This is a genomic window from Pseudomonas sp. LBUM1640, assembly GCF_059716225.1.
In genome coordinates this window covers 5,080,005-5,102,759 of record NZ_CP166816.1, presented here as the reverse complement: position 1 = coordinate 5,102,759, position 22,755 = coordinate 5,080,005, and the positions used below count along the sequence as shown (strand labels likewise).

The following is a 22,755-nucleotide window of genomic DNA, read 5'->3' as shown; positions in this document are numbered from 1 at the left end:
TATCACTTGTTCAAATTGAGGGCCTGGTAATGCCACTTACAGATGCGGCGCGAAAAGCCGAGGCTGAAAATTGCATTGTTCGTTATTGTGTTATTTCAAGTAGGTGTTTTTGTGGGTTGCTGACGTGCCGGCAAGTTGCGGCACGTCAGTCGGCTCTTTAATGATGGGCTCTAATGTTGGTTACTTATTTTTTGTTAGCGCAAATAATAAATATTCAAACCTATTGCCGTTGGTGGTTTTTAAAACCCAATTGAGTAGGAAGCATTGATGCCGTAACCTAGTGACCTGTCAAGTGGTTGCTCTGCAACGCTTAAGTTAACGCCTATAACCCCACTTCTCGTTAATTGATATTCCGCGCCTACAGAGGCGAAAGCCCGGGTTTTCCGCTCATCCGCAAACTTCATATTTAATCCGCCCAAATATTCGGCACGGCTAGTATAATCATCAGTTGAACGATTTACGTCTTGCTCGATGCCTGCGCGCGTGACAAGTGTTACATTGGGGGTGAGTTTGCCTAGTAACTCTGCACCTGTGAACAGTGTGGTGGCACTGCTGGCGACATTTTTATATGTTATAGGGAAGTCTGCTCCACTTTTTTCCGTATAACCGTCACGCTGAGCCTTGGTATGTTTGATGCCAAGGAAAAGATTGATATTCCATGACTGATTTATAGCGATGCCATATGAGCCTTCTAGTTTTACACCCTGAGCATCAACAGAACTAGTGCCTCTACCTGACTCTGTATTAGCGAGTGCGGTGCGCGTAATCCGAGTTTCCAACTTGCTAAAAGCAAATGAGGCTTTGACCTTCGGGCCCAGACCATCCTCTTGAGCTGACCACGCAGCGAATGCTCCCATCATGGGCTGGCTATTTTTGACTTTGTAATTACTCGGGAGGCTATCATTCACACTTTGATCTATAAACGCCCCTATGCGTACTTGAGGCGTTACACGATACGCTACTCGCAGGTTGATACCTGAACGTGACGCGGTGGGGCTATCGACTCGGCTGTACCCTCCACCAACTGCAACGCAGATATTGTCTTCGCCAAACACTGTGCAATCATAGCCCAAGGCGTCAGAAATCAATGTGTTCTGCAAATTGAGAACTGATTTAAGTTGATTTCTGTTTTTCAGCAGCCCTGTATAAGAGTTATCTACATCAACAAGTTTAGGCGATTCGGTAATTTTACCGATGAAAGCATGCGACTCGCCATTAGCGGTATCGCTGTTACCGACAACAACTTTGCCATCCGCAGAAATCGAAGTGGCTTCTGAATTAGCCCCGCCAAGAGTGCCGAGGTCTACCATGCCTGTGCCATCTTGAAATACAAAAGCATGTCGGTCGCCATTTGCAATGTCCGAACTCCCGACAACCACTGCGCCATCCGCTGAAACTGCTGCCGCGGATGAGCTATTGCCTCCGAGTGTGCCGAGGTCTACCATGCCTGTGCTATCGCTGTGCTTGAAAGCGTGCTCGTTACCATTCGCTAGAGTTGAATTCCCAACAACCACTTCTCCATTTGCAGACAAGGCCGTGCTGGTCGAGGTTGTACCTCCAAGCGTACCTAGATCTACCATGCCTGTGCTATCACTGTGCTTAAAAGCATGTTGATCGCCGCTTGCAAGATCCGCGTTGCCAGCAACGATCGCGCCGTTAGCCGAGACCGCAATGGCTGTCGAGGTGTCCCCTCCAAGCGTGCCCAAATCTACCATGCCAGAACTATCCGTGTGTTTGAAGGCATGCTTGTTGCCACTCGTTGTGTCAGAGTTTCCGACAATAACATCACCGTTGGCCGAAACACCTACAGCGTAGGAGGTATCACCGCCAAGTGTTCCTAGATCAACCATGCCAGTGCTATCGCGGTGTTTGAAGGCGTGTTCGATACCTGGAGTAAGAGTTGAATATCCTATTACAACTTCGCCATCGGCAGATACTGCCGTGGCCTCCGAATAAGCGGTAAGCGGATCAGGTCCAAGAGCCCCCAAGTCAACCATACCTGTGCTATCGCGATGTTTGAACGCGTGTCTCGATGTTGTTCCTGGGCCGATATCTGCTCGTTGCGATAAACCCACAACAACTTCCCCGTCTGCGGAAACTGCCTGTGCTACTGAAGAAGCTCCTCCGAGTGTTCCTAGGTCGACTGCTCCACCGCTTTCGGTGTATTTGAAAGCGTGAGCGGTGCCATCAGAAATTCTCGAAAACCCAACAAGAACGGCACCGTTGGCAGAGATTGCATATGCACGGGATTGGTTGCCACCAAATGTTCCCGCGTCGATTAGGTCTGCACTTTTGACGGTGTAAGAAGTTAATCCAGAAAGGCTCATCGCCATTAGCAAAAGAGTTTTTTTGCGAATTTGCATTTTGTAGGGCTCATGTAGAAAATTTATCAAGCCTCAATCCGTGAGGTGTTAGATCTATGTTGCGAAAAGCTTTAAGAAAAAAAATATTCGTCTTTATGTCACGTACCCCCTTCATTGAGCTTGATAGTAGTTCATAAATAAGCGTGCGTGGCTTAACGAAAAGCGCTAGTGAAATTTCAGTTAATTCAAAACCTTTGACTACCTTGTAGGACAATTTTCAGGCTGCCGAGATGCTGTTTTATTGCCTTTCGCCAGTGTTGCTGGCGATGGCTAACATTTGACGCCAATTTTTTACGGTTTAGGAAACGCTCTGATTTCAATACCTAGGTGAAAAAATACTACCCTTGATATCGAGGTTTATATGATTCGAAGACGATCGTCGTCGAAATCATGCAGTGATAGCCTCTCTAAACTTATGGATATGGGCCTGTCCTTTGCGGATCGGATTGCTTAGGTAGCGCACTCGGAGGCACCTGGCGCCTATGCATGGCGGTTCAGTATTCCATTATGGTTGGAATCGTCTCTATTCTATTAGTTTTAACTCAGGTGATTTTACCCAGCTACCCGAAACCTTTTTGCTTTTGCCGTCAGCAACTGGTTGCGTGTCTCCCAAATCTGAATGGGCAGCGTCAACGTGCAAGCCAGCGCTAGTTTGTTGAAAGAGAATGGTGCGGTGCCAATGGGACTACATTATGGTGCTTCATAAGCATTCACCTAAGGCTTGAAGAATGAGGCTGCAATTTACATCTCCCTTACGGACCTATCTTTAGGAACGCTCCCGGAGAGCTGTAGGAGATTTCCCGCGCATTTTTCGCGGTGCAGGTGTACGCGTTCTGAAACTCATCAAGCCTGAAGCTCTGGCGTTTTATTACTCGCGGATACCGACCAATCTACAGGCCGTATTCTGCAAGGAGAGAATTTGGTTTTGGAGCTGTTTTTGCCCCCCTCACGGTGTCCCGTCGAATGAACACAAGCTACTCAAAAACCAAACACTCATGAGGCGCCCATGATCGCTTTCGGCCAGAAGAGGACAGTCTCGTCACTCTTCGATACCCGATACTGAAAAAACCGAGTCCCTGGAGGCGAGGTTTACTCGTCTACCTGTCCGTGTGCTATTTGCCGATTACAGCCCTCTATAGAGCGGCCGCTTTGGGTTGTGGGGGCCGGAATATTTCGTGCGTTACTGTTCATTTTCTGCGTAATCCTAGTGCGTTAACGGTATCTAACTTTAGGTTCCGTCCCTGTTATTTGTGGAAAATTTCCCGTGATGCCATTGGCATCACTACTAGCTTTTCTAATGAATGTCATTTAAGGCGCTGGGAAATTTCTTACATGCCGCACGGCGTTTTCCTTCGTTGGAGGTTCACCATACGCGGCACAATGAGGGCCTTCGAATCTGCAAAACGGTTAATTATGATGGTCTCACTACGCGTCCTAGTTCTGGGGAACCACAATTCTCAGCGCAGGGCCCTGATCAACATGATGCGACGGCTCGGAATGGGAGAGGTGTTGCAAACCAGCAACAACGAACAGGCGATGAGCCTGATGCAGCGCACGGGCGGCGTGGATATCGTGCTGTGCGACCTGAGCGACAAGGGCTCCGAGCAGCTGGAGTTCCTACGTTATGCCAGCCAGATCGGCCTGGTGCAGGCGGTGGGCTTGTCCAACGAACTGCGTCCGGAGCTGCGCCGGGCGCTGGGGCACCTGGAGTTTTTATCGGGTGTACAACTGCTGGGTATCTTGAGCACGCCGTTGCAGCCACAAGCGCTGGAGCGCCTGCTTAAACGCTATCGCTCGATACCGCCAGCCGCACTCAAGCCCCTGGCAATGGCCCCGCTGCCCAGCGAGGAAGAAATACAACTAGGCCTGGCCCTGGGTGAGTTCCAAGGCTGGTTCCAGCCTAAACGGATGATGAACGATGGCAGCATTGCCGGTGTTGAAGCGCTGGCGCGCTGGGAACACCCGGCCCGGGGCTTGCTGTTGCCCAAGGACTTTCTCGCGGCGGTGCTGGCCTATGACCTGATCGATGAGATGTTCAAACAGCTACTGGAACAAGGGCTGAAATTGCTCGCCGTACTGCATCGCCAGGGCACCGTCCTCGAAATGTCTTTTAACCTGCATGCCTCGCAATTGGCCCACCATGGCCTGATCGATCATATTCAGGGCGCCCTGCAACGCCACGGTCTGTGCGCGTCGGCGCTGGTGTTCGAGCTTGCGGAAAACGGCTTGCTGGACCTGCAATTCCCCATCCAGGAAAACCTGCTGCGCCTGCGCTTGATGGGCTGCGGCTTGTCGATTGATGATTTCGGCGTGGGTTTCTCGTCACTCAAGTTGCTGTGCCAATTACCGTTCAACCAGATCAAGCTCCATGGCGACTTTACCCGCACGTTGAATGAGCCGCGCAGCCAGGCTTTGGTCGGCAGCACCTTGGCCCTGGCTCGGTCGCTGGATATGAGCTTGGTGATCGTAGGCGTCAGTAACCAGCATATTCGAGATACCTTGGTCAGTTTGGGCTGCGAGGTGGGGCAAGGGTTTTTCCTGGCCCGGCCAATGACCGGCCACGACCTCTTGCTTTGGCTGGCTCAGGAGAGTGTGCAGCCGTTAAGTTCGCCGAAGGATTAGGCGGCATAACTTCAGAATTTTCCTACGCTTCATTTGTGGTCGTGTAATGTTAGCGACGCGCCGGCTGATTTTTTGTTCGTTCTTTTTTTTGCGCCAAGGTTGCTTGAGTCAACGGGCCTTTCGGCACGCCTAACTAGGAGGTTGTATGTACACCGCTTTGGTTGTGGATGACCATCCCTTCATTCGCTCGTCGGTTAAGATGTTGCTTAGCCAGGTTCAGTTCGAAGTCGTCGCCGAGGCCGATAACGGCGCGGATGCGGTGCAATTGGCACGCAAGCACGTTCCCGACCTGATCATTCTCGACATCGGCATGCCCAAGCTCGACGGCCTTGAGGTGCTCAACCGCATCGCATCCCTGCGCCTGCCGAGCAAAATCCTCGTGTTCACCTCGCAGTCGGCGCTGTTCTACTCCATGCGTTGCATGAAAGCCGGTGCGGCAGGGTTTATTTCCAAGACCAATAACATGGAGGAGGTGACCAAAGCTATCAGGACAGTGATGGACGGCTATACTTTTTTCCCCAACCAAGCCTCCAACTCGGTACGGGCAAGCGATTTCGAGGCCTCAGATCACGAGCTGATCAAGAGCCTTTCCGACCGCGAGCTGACCATTTTGCAACAACTATCTCAGGGTTTGTCCAACAAGGAAATCGGCGCCGCGCTGCTGATCAGTAACAAGACCGTTAGCACGTACAAGACCCGCCTGATCGAAAAGCTCAACGTCAAATCGGTGGTGTACATGGCCGACTTTGCCAAACGCAATAACCTTATCTGAATGAACTCTCTTCTTAGGCACGGCTTGCTGGGGCTGCTATTGCTCGGTTCCCTGGGCAATGCCCTGGCGGCATCGCAAATGCTTAAGCTTCATGGGCGCTCCAACGTCAACGACTACAGTGTGGGCCTGGACGAGGGCGACTGGAGTTGGCTGCGTAACAAGGGCACGCTGGTGTTGGGGGCTTCAGCGCCGGACTACTCGCCATTCGGCATCACCAGTAACCGAGAGGAGTATGAAGGTCTCACAGCCGACTATGCGCAGTTAATAGCGCAACTGCTGCACGTCAACGTCCGGGTTCAGCGGTACGCCTCGCGGGATGAGGTGCTGGCGGCGCTCAAGGCTGGCGACGTCGATATGCTGGGCAGTTCCAATAGCTTTGAGGCAGCAGACCCGGAGCTTCAGCTGTCTGATGCCTATGCCGAGGACCTGCCGACCCTGGTCACCCGCGTCGGCGACAGCCAGAACCTCGAACCGGAATTGGCCGGCAAGCGCGTGGCGATGCTTTACCACTACCTGCCGCCCAAAACCGTGGAAGACTTTTACCCCAAGGCCAATTTGCAGTTATACCCGTCCACCCTCAGCGCCATCGGCGCCGTGGCGTTCGGCCAGGCCGACGTTTACCTGGGCGATGCGATCAGTGCCAACTACCTGATCAACAGCAATTACCTGAACAATGTGAATCTGGCCGACTTCTCGCGCATACAGGTCAGCAATTTTTCCTTTTCGGTCAAGCGGGATAACGCGCGCTTGCTGCACGTTCTCAACGCGTCAATTGCCGCGATTCCGGTCACCGAGCGCCAGACCATCCTGCGCCGCTGGAGCGCCGGAGGCGTGAGCATGCGCGGTCAGAATCCATTGCATTTCAGCGTCAGTGAGCAGCGTTGGCTAGATAAGCATTCGCGGCTACGCGTGGTCGTGGACGGCAGCTTTTTGCCAATATCGTTCTACACAGACGAAGGCGAGTTCCGCGGCATCAGCGCTGATGTATTGGCCAAGGTCGCGTTACGCACCGGATTGAAGTTCGATGTGCAGCGGGTGAACTCGGTTAAAGAGATGATTGAGTCCATCACCACTGATAATGCGGATCTGTTGATCAGCCTGACCCCCAGTGAAGAGCGCGAGGTCGTGTTGCGCTTCACTCGGCCGTACCTGGAGACTCCGTTTGTACTGGTGAGTCGCAACACCCCCGGCAGTCCAAATACATTGGACGACATGAACGGCAAAAAACTCGCGGTGATCCGTGGTAATGACATCCGTGACATGCTTATTGAGCAATACCCGGGCATCCTCCTGGTGGATGCGCAAAACGCCCAAGACGCGATGGCCATGGTTGCCGGCGGTCTGGCGGATGCAGCGGTTAACTCGCTGATTACCGCGCGCTATATGATTTCCCGGCAATACCGCGATCGCTTACGTATCACCAGCACGGTGGGCGTTACCAACTCGCGCATGGCTTTTGCCACAGCCCGCGGTTCGCTAGAACTGTTCTCGATCCTGGACAAGGCGCTGCTCAGCATCGCCCCAGAGGAAATGGGCGAGCTGACCAACCGCTGGCGCAGCGAGATGGTGGTGGGCGACAGCTATTGGGTGCGCAACCGCAGCGCAATCCTCCAGGGCTTTGTGATTGCCGCTGTGTTGCTGGTGATTGCCCTGGGCTGGATCGCATACCTGCAGATGTTGATGCGCAAGCGCAAGCAGGCCGAACAAGCGTTGAGCGACCAGGTTGAGTTCATGCGGGTATTGATCAACGGTACACCGCACCCGATCTATGTGCGGGACCGCGAGGGCAAGCTGCTGATCTGCAATAGCGGTTACCTGGAGGTGTTCAATGTCGAGCGTGAGCAGGTGATCGGCAAGACCGTATTGGACGGTGTGCTGAGCGACCCGGATGAGGCTATCGCATATCACCGTGACTACATGGAGGTAATGGAAAGCGGCGAGGCGCGGCTACAGGATCGCAGCCTGATCATGCCCGACGGCCGGGTATTGACCATCTACCACTGGATGCTGCCGTACCGCAGCAGCATTGGCGAGGTCAGCGGCATGATCGCTGGCTGGATCGATATCAGCGAACGCCAGCGCCTGCTGGAGGACGTTAACGCGGCCAACCGCGCCAAGACCACGTTCCTGGCGACCATGAGCCATGAGATCCGCACGCCGCTAAACGCGGTGATCGGCATGCTCGAACTGGCAACGAAAAAGGCTGACCAGGGCGTTATGGATCGCTTCGCGATTGAAGTTGCTTCCGGCGCAGCGCGCGGCTTGCTGGACCTGATCGGCGATATCCTCGACATCGCCCGCATCGAGTCCGGGCGTTTATCCCTGAACCCGGAGCGCGCCAACCTGCGGGAGTTGCTGGAGTCGGTGGTGCGCATTTTTGAAGGCCTGGCGCGGCAGAAACAGCTGCAACTGCAGTTGGACCTTGATGCAGGCGTCAATTGTGATGTGTTGATCGACCCGCTGCGCTTCAAGCAGATCGTGTCCAACCTGCTGAGCAACGCTATCAAGTTCACGGCCCAGGGCCACGTGCGCTTAAGTGTTCGAACACATGCGGGCACGGAGTCGTTGGGGATGAGGCTGCAGGTGGAGGACTCAGGCATGGGCATTGGCCAAGAAGACCAGAAGCGCCTGTTCAGCGCCTTTATCCAAGCCAGCAACAATGACCAGTCTGCCCGCAGCGGCTCCGGCCTGGGTTTGGTCATCAGCCGCACACTATGCGAAATGATGGGCGGGCGCCTGACCCTCGACAGCACGTTGGGCAAAGGTACGCGCATCGACGTGAGGCTGGACCTGACCACGCTTGAACCCTTGGTCGACGTCGTCCCGGTCGAGGGCGAGCCGGCAACAGCGAGCCGCGCGTTGAACATCCTGGTGATCGATGACTACCCGGCCAACCGCCAATTGCTCACCCAGCAACTCAATTACCTGGGGCACCGGGTCGAGGATGCCGAAGATGGCGCCCATGGATTGCGCGCCTGGCGGAGCGGGCAGTTCGATGCGGTGATCACCGACTGCAATATGCCCCTGATGAACGGCTACGAACTGGCCCGTGCGATCCGAGTCGAGGAGACTGCCCGCGGCCTGCTGCCGAGCCTGATTCTGGGGTTTACCGCTAATGCACAGCCGGAGGAAAAGGGCCGCTGCCAGGTCGCAGGCATGGATGACTGCCTCTTCAAGCCCATCAGCCTCAAGGATTTGAGTGCAAGCCTGGCAGGCCTGGGAACCGGGCAGGGGAGTGCACAACCCTGGTTTTCGGCAGATGAGGATATCGACCTGACCAGCGTGGAACATTTGGCCGGAGGCAACAAGACCTCGATCAAAAGCCTGCTGGGCGATCTGGCCTCCAGCAATGAGCAGGACATGGCGCGCCTGATGCAGCTGTTCACCCGGCACGACTTGCAAGGCCTTGCGGACCTGGCGCATCGGGTCAAGGGCGGTGCGCGGATCATCAAGGCCCAGGGTTTGGTTCGCTGCTGTGAAGATCTGGAGACCGCCTGCAACGGGCTGGACTCCGCACAGTTGACCGATGCGGTGGACGCGCTGCATCAGCAGATGGAGCAGCTCAGCGAACGTCTTGAACACTACCTCGCCTGAGTATTAGGAAAGGAGGTAGCACTTGCCGGCAGGAAATTTCATACAAGAGTCCGGCAGCTTTCCTACGTCACTTACTCCTAACAACTCCGATACTGAGCCTCTTTGAATGGCGCCGCCGACGAAGCGGACAGGGTTCTGCAGCATGAAAGGTCTCGACGATTGTCGATGCCAGCCAGGGCGTTCCCGGCCTGGGCAGCGAAGCCACCCCCGGCGGCGTGATGACCACTGCGCAGATCATAAGCTGCCCGTGCGCTAAGCCGCCGCAACGCGCCCGGCTTCATTCCCGGGCGGACTTATTCCTTTCAGATGAGCCGACTTCAATGACGAGTTTTTCCATACGCGTGCTGGTACTTGAGGATCATCATTTTCAACGCGCCGTCGCGGTAAGCCTATTGCGCAAGCTGGGCTGTCGCGAGGTGTTCGAGGCCGCGGATGGCGTGCAGGCGCTGGCGGTGTTGCAACAGGTGGGCGGGGTGGATATTGCCCTTTGCGACTTGTGCATGGAGGGTATGGATGGCCTGGAATTTCTTCAGCAAGTGGGGCACTCGGGCCTGGTCGGCTCGGTAATTATCAGCAGTTTATTGTCGGCCGATCTGCGGCGCACGGTGCAGCAGATCGTTTCGTTGCTGGGACTGGAAATGCTCGGTGACCTCGGTAAGCCGTTGCAAGCGCACACTCTGGAGAACCTGTTAAAAAAGCGGTCGAGTGGCCCTGGTGTCGCGCGGCCCAAGGCAGCGCCGGTACGCCTGGCCAGCGAAGAAGAAGTGCGCTGGGCCCTCAACGAACAGCAACTGCAAGCCTGGTATCAGCCCAAGGTCGATATGCATACCGATGACGTCTGCGGCGTAGAGGTGCTGAGCCGCTGGGTGCACCCGTTGCGCGGCATCCTGTCGCCGGCGGAGTTCATGCCGGTATTGGAACGTTGTGGCTTGCTCGATAGGCTGCTGTTCATGCAGATGAACCAAGCTTTGAGCGTGCAGCGACTGGCAAAAAACACCGGTCTGAAGCTCGACCTGTCGTTCAACCTGTACGCTCGCCAGTTGGCCAACAGCAACCTGACGGCCGTGATCAAAAGCATCCTGTCCCTGCACGAGGCGTCGCCCGCCAGCCTGACCTTCGAACTGACCGAAAGCGGCCTGCTGGAAGCCCCCGCCACCAGCCTAGAAACCCTGGTGCGCCTGCGCATGATGGGCTGCCAGTTGTCCATCGATGACTTCGGTGCCGGCTATTCGTCTTTGCAGCGCCTGTGCCAGCTGCCGTTCAACGAGATCAAGCTCGACGGTGAGTTTATTCGCACCTTGCTCCGCGAACCGCGTTGCCAGGCAATCGTCAGCAGCACCCTGGCATTGGGGGAAACCCTCGGTATGTCAGTGGTGGTGGAGGGCATCGAAACCGAGGAGCAGCGCGAGACGTTGCTGGCAATGGGGTGCACTCAAGGGCAGGGTTACCTGTTTGCCCGGCCAATGAATGATGTGGATTTGCTGCGCTGGTTACCGGGGGCGTCGAAAATTGAACGACGCTCCTGATCTGCTCTCTGGCCACTCTTGTATGCGCTAAAATCCGCGTACTGAACCTTCCTACTTTCGTTGACGCGTCACGCTGCTGTCTCATCTCAGTAGGGTATCTCGTGCGAATATCCGCTTTTGGCCGATAGCTGCTTGCTTTGCCCGTTGTGTAGAGGGCTAGGTAAGGGAGTGGGTGAAGCGACGGCGACGATGCTGGCGAGCTAAGATTGGAGCAAAAATCAGTTCCGCAATGAAAATGCAACGTCGCGCAAACAAAGGTCTCCGGCTGTTTTTAACATCAAATGCGACAAGGTATTTGTCTTAAATAATTGAATTTTAGGATGTTATTCTTGGATTTAAAATCCGCCTCAGCGCTCTAAGGATGGTCTGAAGTAGGCCGCTATTTGTCGACTGCTGAGCCATAGGCGCTTTCAAAAAACGGCAGCCGTTCAAAATCGATCAAGTCTGCCGCCTATTCCATCCATTTTTGCCGCTGCACGCGCCTCGCAGCAGCTATTTCCCTCATTAAGGACGCACCTCTCCTGCGCTTGAGAGCAAATATCGACGCGCCATCCAAAGGTTTGACTGAGCAGTGTTCTTCACCAAGCGCTCGGAAGTGCACTTTCGTATAACCAAGCTGACGTTTGATCACCCGAAATGGATGCTCAACCTTGGAGCGAACCTGGGCCTTGGCTTTCTCGATCTTGCGCATCGCTTTGTACAACGCGCTGCGTTTACCGTGTTTTTTGTAGGTACTGCGCCGGGATGCAATCTGCCAGATGACGTGGCGTCCCGCATGCTCTTCTCGCTTCTCGACACCGGTATAGCCTGCATCGGCGCAGACCACGTTCTCAGCACCGTGTAGCAGTTTGTCGACTTGGGTTATGTCCGCGACGTTGGCCGCAGTGACCACCACGTTGTGCACCAGCCCTGACTCATCGTCGACACCAATGTGAGCTTTGGCACCGAAGTAATACTGGTTACCTTTCTTCGTCTGGTGCATTTCCGGGTCGCGTTTGCCGTCCTTGTTCTTGGTCGAACTGGGCGCATGAATCAGCGTGGCATCGACGATGGTGCCTTGTCGCAGCGACAAGCCACGGTCGCCCAGATAGCCATTGATCACGCCGAGAATACCAGTGGCCAACTCGTGCTTTTCCAGCAAGCGACGGAAGTTGAGGATGGTAGTTTCATCTGGGATCCGCTCCAGGCTCAGACCGGAAAACTGGCGCAAGATCGTCGTCTCGTACAGCGCTTCTTCCATCGCAGGATCGCTGTAACCGAACCAGTTCTGCATAAGATGAACCCGCAGCATCGTCATCAAAGGATAGGCCGGACGACCACCTTCGCCCTTCGGGTAATGAAGTTCGATCAGGGCAATCAAATCCTTCCAGGGTACGACCCGATCCATCTCGATCAGGAACAATTCCTTGCGAGTCTGCTTGCGCTTACCCGCGTACTCAGCATCGGCGAAGGTCATTTGCTTCATTGAAAAGCTCGGCGATTGGTGTCCGGGGATTTTGCCAATCAGGAAGTCTTTTTCAGGATTTCCTTAGCAGTGATATTTTGCAATCCCAACCAGATTAATTTTGTTGTAGCGTCGTCCGTTGGGAAGTGCCCTTGGCTATCCTCAGGGCGCTCCGCGCCCTGAGGATAGCCAAGGTGGTGGCCCAGCTCGGCACCAAGGGCTCGCTCGATCAAGGCCTTTTTGAACGCCATCGAAGCATCCTGAATGGCTTCGGCACTCATCGGGCCGCTGACGAACTGGTCGATCAGCTCTTTTGGAATAGCTGGAAGGTCACGCTGGGCCCGGCGGGCCGGTTTCTTTGTGGTTGGCATACATGCACCTCTTCAACATGTTATGTCCGAACAAAAAATTCATGACAGTCCCCCGTTCAAGCCAACATCGGATAAACAAACAACCCAAAATGCACCAAATTCACCCCAAAATGCGTCACAACCGCCGCCCCCAGCCCGCCAAACCGATACGCCAGCCCATAGCCAACTCCCGCAACACCCGCCAATAACGTCCACTGCCACCCTGCGCCCAAATGCACCAGGCCAAACAGCAGTGAAGCCAATAGCAGTGCCAGGTTTTCCCCATAAGGCAGTTGTTTAAAGCGCCGGCTCAATCCGCCCTGGATGTAGCCCCGAAAAAGTGCCTCTTCCACCAATGTCACCAGCAACAGATTATTCAGCACCCAAATCCAAGCCTGTTCCGGCCATTTCGGTGCCCAGCTGGTTATCCCTAACAACACCGCACTGCCCAGCGCTGCAATCGCCGTCAGGGTCAAGGCCAGCGCAGCAACGCAAATCGTCAGGCGTAGCGAACGCCGCGCGACAATCCATGGGCAGGCTAGCAACAGCCAAAAGCCAATCAGCGGTTTGTCTTGGTTCAGGTACATCGAGAATGGCACTGCGTCAGGGGTAAAACGCTGCGGGTCAATGCCTCGGCCGTTATAGAAGCCCGGCAGCCAGTGCATCGCCAAGCCCAGGGCCAATACGATGAATAGCCCGTGGCCGAGGTAGCGCGCCCAAGGTGTACGTTGCTGGCGCACGGCGTATCCGGCGATCAGCAGCAGGGCGACCGATACCGCTGCCAGTGCGCCCAGTTGCCCGTAGGTCAAGGCCAGTACATAGCCAATGGAGAGAAGCGCCAGGTACAGCCAGGGCAGAGCGAGCATGTGGAATCCTTGGATAAAAACTGGTCGGCATTATAGCGACCGTGCCTACGCCTCAAAGTGAAAACTCCTCCACGCGAATAGAGCTGATTGCAAAACCTGTCGACGGCTGGTTATAGTCATCGCCTCTTCATCCCTTCACACAAGATCAGCCCATGCCTGCTTCCCCTCGCATAGCGGTAGTCGATTCAGCGGTCAACGCTGTGGTCGTGCCGTGTGGGAACAAGCAGCCTGCGCAGATCGGTCAATACCCCCCACCTGTCAGTAGCACGCCGGTGTACGCAGTCGTATCACCGCCGGGTATTGGCATTTCGGGCTGATCAGCGAATCGCTGTGCCCCTCTGCCTGCCTGAAAAAACCTACTGAGCTAAAACCTTCGAGCTTTAGCGTTTGCTGAATTGGCTTTTTGCCTGATTACAGGTGGTATCCATGTCTGTTTTTTCGAAACAATCCGTGGCCGCGGCGGCCTCGACGAGCCTGTTTGTCTTGCTGTGGAGCAGCGGGGCGATTTTCTCCAAATTGGGCCTGGCCCATGCGTCGCCCTTTGCCTTTCTGTTGATTCGTTTTGCCATTGCCCTGGCGGGCCTAGTGATCCTGGTGCCGATCCTGAAGTTGAAACTGCCACGTCCCGGCAAGCCCATGTGGTATGCGGCGGCGACTGGGCTGGTGTTGTTGGGGGCGTATCAGATTTTCTATCTGCTGGCCCTGGACCTCAAAGTGACTCCCGGTGTGATGGCAACCATCATGGGCGTGCAGCCGATCCTCACCGTGGTGCTGATGGAGCGCCAGCGTTCCTGGAGCCGGATGTTCGGCCTGGTGCTCGGGTTGGCGGGGTTGATTATGGTGGTCTACCAAGGCATCGGCTTGGCGGGTATGTCCCTTGCGGGGATGCTGTTTGGGCTGCTGGCGCTGGTGAGCATGACCTTCGGCTCCATCATGCAAAAGCGCATCACCGACAACCCTTTGGGCACGCTGCCGGTGCAGTACTTGGCCGGGTTGTTGCTGTGCTCGGTGTTTGTACCGTTCCAACCCTTTCATGTTGAACACAGTGCCGGCTTTTACCTGCCGGTGCTGTGGATGGGGCTGGTGGTGTCATTGCTGGCGACGTTGTTGCTTTACCGCCTGATCGCCAGAGGCAATCTGGTGAATGTCACCAGCTTGTTTTATCTGGTCCCGGCGGTGACGGCGGTGATGGACTATCTGATCTTTGGCAATCGGCTCGCGGTATTGAGTGTGCTGGGGATGGTGTTGATCATCATCGGGTTGGCGTTTGTGTTCCGCAAACGCTAAAAGCTCGTTGGTAAGCGCCGAGGGGGCGGTAGATACACGCCGATATTCCCCCTCGGTGTTCAGTCGGTCATGTTGTACCTGTAGGGCAATGCTGCAATAATTCCGCCCTTTAGAATGTAAGTTATTATTTTATATGAGGTAATCAGCGCCTTTGCAGGTGGCAGCGCGCTGAGCGAAGCTGCGGGCTTCGGCAGAGGGTTTGTTACGCGTGACAAAGTCCAGGTTGCAGGCCGCAATTGTCTAAAAACCGGCTCTATACTGTCGTCGTACTCAATGCGCGGTTTCACCGGCGCAGCGCTGAGTTTCCCTTGTTTCATCGACCTCCCGCTCTTCAAGCGTGCTCGTTCGGCGTATGGCTTGTCTGTTAATCGTCGAGGCAGTTTTATCAGACGAGTGCTAGGGTTTTGGTTGGCCGGTGTGAATCGGCAGACGTTGATGGGACACTTCTGGTCCATCCTTGCGACATTACTGAAAAGATTTAACTCAATGACTATCTTAGTAACCGGCGGTGCAGGCTTTATCGGTGCAAACGTGGCATTGGGCCGGGTAGTGACGCACTGCTGCGAGCGTTCGGTATGAGAATCTTGCTGCTTGGCAAAAATGGCCAGGTAGGCTGGGAACTCCAACGTAGCTTGGCGCCTTTGGGGCACGTCCTGGCGTTGGGCTCCAAAAGCGGTGATTACTGCGGTGACTTGAACGACCTGCAAGGGTTGGCGGCGACCGTGCAGCGGTTTGCGCCAGATGTCATCGTCAACGCAGCGGCGTACACCGCCGTCGACAAGGCCGAAAGTGAGCCGGGCCAGGCGCTGCGCGTGAACGCTGAAGCCCCCGCGCTGCTGGCAGCAGAAGCCCGAAAGCTGAATGCCTTGCTGGTACATTACTCCACGGACTATGTGTTCGACGGCCAGGGTGATACACCGTGGCAGGAAAGCGACCCAGTCGGCCCGCTGAGTGTCTATGGCACCACCAAGCTTCAAGGCGAACAGGCTATCCAGGCGTCCGGGTGTGCGCACCTGATCTTTCGTACAAGTTGGGTGTATGCGGCGCGCGGTAATAACTTCGCCAAGACCATGCTGCGCCTTGCATCAGAACGTGACAGCCTGAATGTGATCGACGACCAATTCGGCGCCCCCACCGGGGCGGACCTGCTGGCGGACGTCACCGCCCATGCTGTCCGTGCGGTGCGTTTGAACCCTCAATTGCAAGGCATCTACCATCTTGCGGCGGCCGGTGAGACCACATGGCACCGCTATGCCCGTTTCGTACTCGAACAAGCGCAGGCGGCAGGTGTGGCGCTCAATGTCGCTTCGGCATCCGTGGGCGCGATAACCACGGCGGCTTATCCCACGCCTGCCAAGCGTCCTGGCAACTCTCGACTCAATACTCAAAAACTGCAGAATGCCTTCTCACTGCGCTTGCCCGAATGGCAGGACGGTGTGGCACGGATGCTCAAAGAAATTCTAGAGAAATGACTATGCTAAAACGCAAAGGAATTATTTTGGCCGGCGGTTCGGGCACGCGCCTGCACCCCGCAACCTTGGCTATTTCCAAACAGTTGCTGCCTGTTTACGACAAACCGATGATCTACTACCCGCTGACCACGCTGATGCTGGCGGGCATTCGCGACATCCTGATCATTTCCACGCCACAGGACACCCCGCGCTTCGAGCAACTTTTGGGCGATGGCAGCAACTGGGGTTTGAACATTTCCTACGCTGTACAGGCGTCTCCGGATGGCCTTGCGCAGGCGTTCATCATCGGTGAGGAGTTCATCGGTAATGACCTGTCCGCACTGGTGCTGGGTGACAACATCTATCACGGTCATGATTTTAATGAGCTGCTCAAGAGCGCCATGCTGCGTGAGGACGGCGCCAGTGTCTTCGCCTACCACGTGACCGATCCGGAGCGTTATGGCGTCGTTGAATTCGATACCCAGGGCAAGGCGATCAGCCTGGAAGAAAAGCCGCTGCAACCCAAGTCGAACTACGCGGTCACCGGTCTTTATTTCTACGATCAGGACGTGGTTGAAATGGCTAAAAGTATCAAGCCATCACCGCGCGGCGAACTCGAGATCACCGACCTCAACCGTCTCTATATGGAGCGGGGCAAGCTGTCGGTTGAGATTATGGGGCGCGGCTACGCATGGCTGGATACAGGCACGCATGACTCACTGCTGCAGGCCAGCCACTTCATTGCAACGCTTGAGCATCGTCAGGGGCTTAAAGTTGCCTGCCCTGAAGAAATTGCGTTTCGCCAGAAGTGGATTGACGCCGAACAGTTGGAGAAACTTGCGGTGCCGCTTTCCAAGAATGGCTATGGCCAATATCTCAAGCGTTTGCTGCATGACAAGATTTTTTGATGGCCTGAGTGGAACGTGGCGCCCCGAGTTGCTGCCTTAAGGTTAAGTTGACCCGTAGCGCCGCCATGCTGGCCCGATAACCCGTTGGAGACACCGTAAAGATGAGAGCCACTTCCCTCGTTATCCCAGACGTTATTCTGTTTGAACCGAAAGTATTCGGGGACGAGCGCGGGTTTTTCTACGAAAGTTTCAATCAGAGGGTTTTCGAGGAGGCGGTCGCAAAGCCAGTCCATTTCGTACAGGACAACCACTCCAAATCAGCTAAAGGCGTGCTGCGCGGCCTGCATTATCAGATCAAGCAGGCCCAAGGAAAGCTGGTGCGTGTGATACGCGGAGAAGTCTTTGACGTGGCAGTGGACCTGCGTAAAAGCTCGCCCACATTCGGCCAGTGGGCGGGCACCTACCTCAGCGAGAGCAACCGAGCTCAGCTGTGGATACCCGAGGGGTTCGCTCACGGCTTCGTAGTGCTGTCTGAAAGTGCTGAGTTTCTGTACAAAACCACCGATTACTGGGCGCCAGAGCATGAGCGCAGTCTTGCGTGGGATGACGCTGACGTGGCTATCGATTGGCCAATTTCCGAGCCGCCTACGCTGTCGGCCAAAGATACCAATGCCACCCGTTTTGCGGATGCTGAGACCTTTGCCTAGTTGAGCTTCCTGTCAGGCACTTCAGCGTGCCCACACCCGTCGTGGGGTGGGCACGATTTCCTACAGCGCCTTGGCCAATTTCCCTGGCCGCAACACCAACCACAACGCCCCCGCAATCAACACCCCGCCATACAAGTGCGCCATCGACAACGGCTCATCCAGCAGCAACGCCCCCCACAACACCCCGAACGGCGGAATCATAAACGTCACCGTCATCGACTTGACCGGCCCAATGGATGACAGCAGGCGGAAGTACAGGATGTAGGCAAACGCCGTACACACCAGCCCCAACCCGAGCAATGACGACCAGACCTGCCAGCCACCCCAGCTCGCGGGCGGATGGCTGATTGCGCTGTAGGCAAAGAACGGCAGCAGAAACAGCGTTGCGCCGAGCATGCTGCCCAGCGCTGCGAGCCGGCTGTCCAGCCCGCCGCGTTGATCCAGCCAGCGCCGTGCGAGGAAGCCGGCGAAGCCATAGCAGGTGGTGGCCAACAAGCAGGCCAGCGCGCCCATCAGCAATTCCAGATCAAACGCCACCGGCCCGGCGCGGGTCAGTACGCCCACGCCGAACAGGCCCAGGCTGACCCCGGCGATTTTCGATGGTGTCAGGCGCTCGTTGAAAAACAACCCGCCAATCAGCACGCCCATCAACGGCGTGGTGGCGTTGAAGATGGCCGAGTAGCCCGCCGGCAGCACTTGGGCCGCCACCGAGTACATGGTCGCGGGAATCCCGGAGTTGATCACGCCCAGTAGCAGGACGGTCTTGAATTTGCCCTGGAAGTCCCAGTTCACACGCATCAGCGTGAGGATCACCAGCAAACCGGCGGCGGCAATCGACACGCGAAAAAACGCGGTCGGCAGCGTGCCGATTTCCGGCGCGATGATGCGCATGAACAGGAAGCTCGCGCCCCAGATGGCAGCCAGCCCCAGCAGGTACAGGGTGTCGACAGGTCTCACGAAGCACGCCTCCATCAATAAGGCGGCGAGTGTTGCCTAGCGGCCGGCTCGACACAATCGCTAATTACAGGACAAACCGCGTCACCAGGCCATTGAGGTCCACCGCCAGGCGCGACAGTTCCTGGCTGGCCGCTGACGTTTCAGTCGCGCCCGCAGCGGTTTGGGTGGACAGGTCGCGAATGTTCACCAGGCTGCGGTCAACTTCACGCGCCACCAGCGCCTGTTGCTCGGCGGCGCTGGCGATCACCAGGTTGCGCTCGCTGATCTGCGAGATCGCCGCGGTGATTTTTTCCAGGGCGCTGCCGGCGCTGTTGGCCCGTTGCAAGGTCTGGCCGGCGTGTTCGGCGCTGCTGTTGAGGGCGTCGACGGTGTCCTGGGTGCCTTGCTGGATCCCGGTGATCATCTGCTCGATTTCTTCGGTGGAGTCCTGGGTGCGTTGCGCCAGTGAGCGCACCTCATCGGCGACGACCGCAAAGCCGCGCCCGGCTTCGCCTGCGCGTGCGGCTTCGATGGCGGCGTTGAGTGCCAGCAGGTTGGTTTGCCCGGCGATGCCACGGATCACTTCCAGTACTTTGCTGATGTCCTGGGCTTGCACCGCCAAGCCTTCGGCCTTGTTCGAGGCGCCGAGCACTTCGTCTACCAGGTTCTGGATCGAGCTGATGGTTTCGCTGATCTGGTAGTGGCCGTGCTTGCTGTCTTCGTCGGAAGCCTTGGACGCTTCGGCGCTGGACACCGCATTGCCCGCCACTTCATCCACGGCCGCGCTCATTTCGTTCACAGCGGTTGCGGCTTGTTCGATTTCATCGTTCTGCGCCTGCAGGCCACGGGTGCTCTGTTCCATCACCGAGCTCATCTCTTCGGCGGCGGAGGCCAGTTGCTGCGACGATTCGCTGATGCCTCGAATCGTGACTTGCAGCTGCTCCTGCATGGCGGCCAGGGCGGTCAGCAGTTGCGCCGGTTCGTCATGCCCGCTAACAACAATCGGCTGGCTCAAGTCGCCAGCGGCAATGGTGCGCGCCACGGCCAACGCTTGGCCGATGGGTGTGGTGATGCTGCGGGTGAGCAGCCAGGCCAGCAATAGCGTGGCTATAAGTGCGCTGACGATGATCAGGCCGACCACCCATTGCGCGCTGGAATACATCTGTGCGGCCGAGTCTGCCGCGGCTTCGACGCCTTTCTGGTTGAACGTGATCATGTCCTCCAGGCTTTGATTGAGCACTGCGCCCTGCGGTGCGAGGCGGCTGGTGAGCAGGTCGATGGCGTCTTGTTGCTGGTCCTTGTCCACCAGCGCAACCATCTGGCCAACGATGCTCAGGTAGGTTGCCACGTTACCGTTGAGCTTTTTCAACAGCTCGGCTTCTTCGTCGCCACTGCTCAGGGCTTCGTGGTTTTTCAGCAGGCTTAGCAGCTCGGTGCTCTGGCGGGTGATCAGGTTTTTGCTGTTGTCGCGAATGCGCGACTCATCGGTGGTCGCCAGGCGTAGGGCTTCCAGGCGAATGCTGGCCACATAGGCGGCGCCGTCGTGGATATTCTCGATGCTCGGCATCCACGACTCTTCGATGACCAGCGCGCTCTCGCGCAGCTTGGCCATCTGGCCCAGGCCAAACATTCCGACGATTACCAGCATGCTGGCCAACACCCCAAAACTCAGACTGGCACGCAGACCTATCCGCATATTCCTCAATGACATCTCAATGCTCCTTAGGCGATTAGAACCTGCTCCCGGGCCGGTCTTCAGACCTTGTTAGGGTGGGAGAGGGCGCGCTATATATCAAAGTGCCACTAAGGTGGTAATCGGGGTTTCCCTTACGCCGTATCAATTCAGTTACACAGGTTGTGAAAGGCGCGTTTCACAGGTTTTCCGGGTGAAAGTGCCAGGCCCCCGCATGTTCAGGCGTGCAGGTGATGGGCGGGTGACTTTTGGGTGTGTTTATTGACCGATTGGTCGAATTGTGAAAATTGAAAATAAATGTACGAATTGTACAAACTTGTACAATGCGGCCCGCAAAATCATCCTTCTCCTGCCTCCGTTCACTGGCTAAGCTCAGGGCTCCTGCTACCTGTTCGAGGTTTCCCGCATGTCGCAATCCGCCCTCGCCATCGCCCGCATGATCCTCGACGGCTTCGACGATTACCGTGAACACTTCCGCCAGATCACCATTGGCGCTCGCGAGCGCTTTGAGCAGGCTCAGTGGCAACAGGGGCAAGCGGCTTCGGCGGCACGTATCAACTTGTATGAAGAAAAAGTCGCTGAAGTGACGGCGCGCCTGCGGGCCAGCTTTGATGCGGCTGAGTTGCTGCAGATCGACGTGTGGCCGCTGGTCAAGAGCGCGTACATCGGCCTGATCGACCTGCGCTTTGACGATGAGCTGTCCGAGACCTGGTACAACTCGATCTTTTGCGGCCTGTTCAGCCATGACCTGATCAGCGACGGCTGCATGTTCATCCACACCACACGGCCCAGCCTGCGCCGCGCGCGTGCGGCGCAAACTCGCGTGTATAAACCTGCGGGCGAGCTGGCGTCGATGCTTGCGCAAATATTTGCCGATTACGCGTTCAGCGAACCCTACGCGGACTTGCCGACCGACCTGCGCCGCCTCGAAGCCCAGCTGCGCGAGAACCTGCCGGACTGGGTGTGCAAAGACCCGGACCTCAACGTCGAGCTGTTTTCCTCGGTGCTCTACCGCAATAAAGGCGCCTACCTTGTAGGGCGCATCTACACCCGCGACGAACAATGGCCACTGGTGATCCCTTTGCTGCACCGCGAAGGGCGCGGTATTCAGATCGACGCGCTGATCACCGACGAAGCCGATGTGTCGATCATCTTCTCGTTCACCCGCTCCTACTTCATGGTCGACGTGCCGGTGCCGGCGGAGTTCATCGGTTTTCTGCGGCGCATTCTGCCCGGCAAGCACATCGCCGAGCTGTACACCTCCATCGGCTTCTACAAGCACGGCAAGTCGGAGTTTTACCGTGCGCTGATCAACCACCTGGCCACCACCGATGATCAGTTCATCATGGCGCCCGGCGTGCGCGGCATGGTCATGAGCGTGTTTACCCTGCCGGGCTTCAACACCGTGTTCAAGATCATCAAGGACCGCTTTTCGCCGTCGAAAAACGTCAACCGCGCCACGGTGATCGAGAAATATCGCCTGGTCAAAAGCGTCGACCGGGTAGGGCGCATGGCCGACACCCAGGAGTTCGCCGATTTCCGTTTCCCCTTGAGCAAGTTCGAACCCGAATGCCTGGCTGAACTGCTGGAGGTTGCCGCCGGCACGGTGGAAGTGGAGGGCGACACTGTGCTGATCCGCCACTGCTGGACCGAGCGGCGCATGACCCCGCTCAACCTGTACCTCGACAACGCCAATACCGCTCAGGTGCGCGAAGCCCTGGAAGACTATGGCCTGGCCATCAAGCAACTGGCGGCGGCGAATATCTTCCCCGGCGACATGCTGCTGAAGAACTTCGGTGTGACCCGCCACGGTCGCGTGGTGTTTTATGACTACGACGAAATCTGCTTTCTCACCGAGGCCAACTTCCGCCACATCCCCGCACCACGCACCCCAGAGGACGAAATGGCCTCGGAGCCCTGGTATTCGATCGGCCCGCTGGATGTGTTCCCCGAAGAATTTCCGCCGTTCCTGTTTGCGGACGCCGGCCAGCGCAAGCTGTTCGATGAGCTGCATGGCGAGCTGTACAACGCCGACTACTGGAAAGGCCTGCAGGACGCGATTCGGGCCGGCAAGGTCATCGACGTATTCCCGTACCGGCGCAAGGACCCGCTGTAAACGCGCTTCCCCCTGTGGGAGCGGGCTTGCTCGCGAATACGGTGTGTCAGTCACCTTAGGTATCAACTGACACACCGCTTTCGCGAGCAAGCCCGCTCCCACATTTAGATACCTGTCTGCCAGATAAGCTGCTTTTCTGCCACACTTGCCGGCCGTGCATAAATAGACGACCTTCAAAGT

Annotated in this window: 14 protein-coding genes and 2 pseudogenes; 9 read left to right on the top strand and 7 right to left on the bottom strand. The window is 56.5% G+C overall.

Translation table 11 applies throughout. The features are described from left to right. Positions 1 to 239 precede the first annotated feature (239 nt). Positions 240 to 2,363, bottom strand: a complete 2,124-nt coding sequence (locus tag ACA065_RS22405; protein ID WP_497691560.1) for an autotransporter domain-containing protein — start codon at positions 2,361 to 2,363, stop codon at positions 240 to 242. A gap of 1,509 nt (positions 2,364 to 3,872) precedes the next feature. On the opposite strand from ACA065_RS22405, the gene ACA065_RS22400 reads away from it, so the two are divergent. The 4 genes from ACA065_RS22400 to ACA065_RS22385 all read left to right on the top strand — a co-directional run bounded on the left by ACA065_RS22400 (position 3,873) and on the right by ACA065_RS22385 (position 10,877). After that, positions 3,873 to 4,985: an EAL domain-containing response regulator gene (locus ACA065_RS22400; protein WP_497691559.1), complete on the top strand. Its 1,113-nt coding sequence runs from the start codon at positions 3,873 to 3,875 to the stop codon at positions 4,983 to 4,985. A gap of 145 nt (positions 4,986 to 5,130) precedes the next feature. After that, entirely contained in the window at positions 5,131 to 5,757 is a 627-nt protein-coding gene (locus tag ACA065_RS22395) for a response regulator (protein WP_497691558.1), read from the top strand. Continuing rightward, positions 5,758 to 9,351, top strand: a complete 3,594-nt coding sequence (locus tag ACA065_RS22390) for a transporter substrate-binding domain-containing protein (RefSeq protein ID WP_497691557.1) — start codon at positions 5,758 to 5,760, stop codon at positions 9,349 to 9,351. It abuts the gene before it with no gap. Positions 9,352 to 9,671: 320 nt separating this feature from the next. After that, positions 9,672 to 10,877: an EAL domain-containing response regulator gene (locus ACA065_RS22385; protein WP_497691556.1), complete on the top strand. Its 1,206-nt coding sequence runs from the start codon at positions 9,672 to 9,674 to the stop codon at positions 10,875 to 10,877. A gap of 504 nt (positions 10,878 to 11,381) precedes the next feature. On the opposite strand, the pseudogene ACA065_RS22380 reads toward ACA065_RS22385, so the two are convergent. The 3 genes and pseudogenes from ACA065_RS22380 to ACA065_RS22370 all read right to left on the bottom strand — a co-directional run bounded on the left by ACA065_RS22380 (position 11,382) and on the right by ACA065_RS22370 (position 13,537). After that, positions 11,382 to 12,342 (bottom strand): annotated as a pseudogene (locus tag ACA065_RS22380) (IS5 family transposase). A gap of 137 nt (positions 12,343 to 12,479) precedes the next feature. Further along, positions 12,480 to 12,692 (bottom strand): annotated as a pseudogene (locus ACA065_RS22375) (IS256 family transposase); the annotation flags it as partial. 56 nt (positions 12,693 to 12,748) lie between these two features. Beyond that, positions 12,749 to 13,537 carry a CPBP family intramembrane glutamic endopeptidase gene (locus ACA065_RS22370; RefSeq protein ID WP_497691555.1) on the bottom strand — a complete coding sequence of 263 codons (789 nt, stop codon included), beginning with the start codon at positions 13,535 to 13,537 and terminating at the stop codon, positions 12,749 to 12,751. A 426-nt stretch (positions 13,538 to 13,963) separates the two neighbouring features. On the opposite strand from ACA065_RS22370, the gene ACA065_RS22365 reads away from it, so the two are divergent. Beyond that, positions 13,964 to 14,824, top strand: coding sequence for a DMT family transporter (locus ACA065_RS22365; RefSeq protein ID WP_497691554.1), 861 nt, complete (start codon positions 13,964 to 13,966; stop codon positions 14,822 to 14,824). 59 nt (positions 14,825 to 14,883) lie between these two features. Here ACA065_RS22365 and ACA065_RS22360 read toward each other — a convergent pair whose 3' ends face one another. Then, entirely contained in the window at positions 14,884 to 15,141 is a 258-nt protein-coding gene (locus ACA065_RS22360; protein WP_497691553.1) for a hypothetical protein, read from the bottom strand. 258 nt (positions 15,142 to 15,399) lie between these two features. Here ACA065_RS22360 and rfbD point away from each other — a divergent pair, with 258 nt between their 5' ends. The 3 genes from rfbD to rfbC all read left to right on the top strand — a co-directional run bounded on the left by rfbD (position 15,400) and on the right by rfbC (position 17,830). Then, the gene (gene rfbD, locus ACA065_RS22355; protein ID WP_497691552.1) at positions 15,400 to 16,296 is read left to right on the top strand and encodes a dTDP-4-dehydrorhamnose reductase; all 897 of its coding nucleotides are present in this window, start codon (positions 15,400 to 15,402) and stop codon (positions 16,294 to 16,296) included. A 2-nt stretch (positions 16,297 to 16,298) separates the two neighbouring features. Further along, positions 16,299 to 17,183 (top strand): glucose-1-phosphate thymidylyltransferase RfbA, encoded by an 885-nt coding sequence (rfbA, locus tag ACA065_RS22350; RefSeq protein WP_497695405.1) that lies wholly within the window; start codon positions 16,299 to 16,301, stop codon positions 17,181 to 17,183. Positions 17,184 to 17,284: 101 nt separating this feature from the next. Continuing rightward, positions 17,285 to 17,830, top strand: coding sequence for a dTDP-4-dehydrorhamnose 3,5-epimerase (gene rfbC, locus ACA065_RS22345; RefSeq protein ID WP_497691551.1), 546 nt, complete (start codon positions 17,285 to 17,287; stop codon positions 17,828 to 17,830). 60 nt (positions 17,831 to 17,890) lie between these two features. Here the strand turns inward: rfbC and ACA065_RS22340 are convergent, their stop codons facing one another. Beyond that, positions 17,891 to 18,787 (bottom strand): DMT family transporter, encoded by an 897-nt coding sequence (locus tag ACA065_RS22340; RefSeq protein WP_497691550.1) that lies wholly within the window; start codon positions 18,785 to 18,787, stop codon positions 17,891 to 17,893. Between the two features lie 64 nt (positions 18,788 to 18,851). Further along, a complete protein-coding gene (locus ACA065_RS22335) occupies positions 18,852 to 20,414 on the bottom strand; it encodes a methyl-accepting chemotaxis protein (protein WP_497695404.1) in 1,563 nt (520 codons plus the stop codon). 451 nt (positions 20,415 to 20,865) lie between these two features. On the opposite strand from ACA065_RS22335, the gene aceK reads away from it, so the two are divergent. Further along, entirely contained in the window at positions 20,866 to 22,575 is a 1,710-nt protein-coding gene (gene aceK, locus ACA065_RS22330; protein WP_497691549.1) for a bifunctional isocitrate dehydrogenase kinase/phosphatase, read from the top strand. Positions 22,576 to 22,755 lie beyond the last annotated feature (180 nt).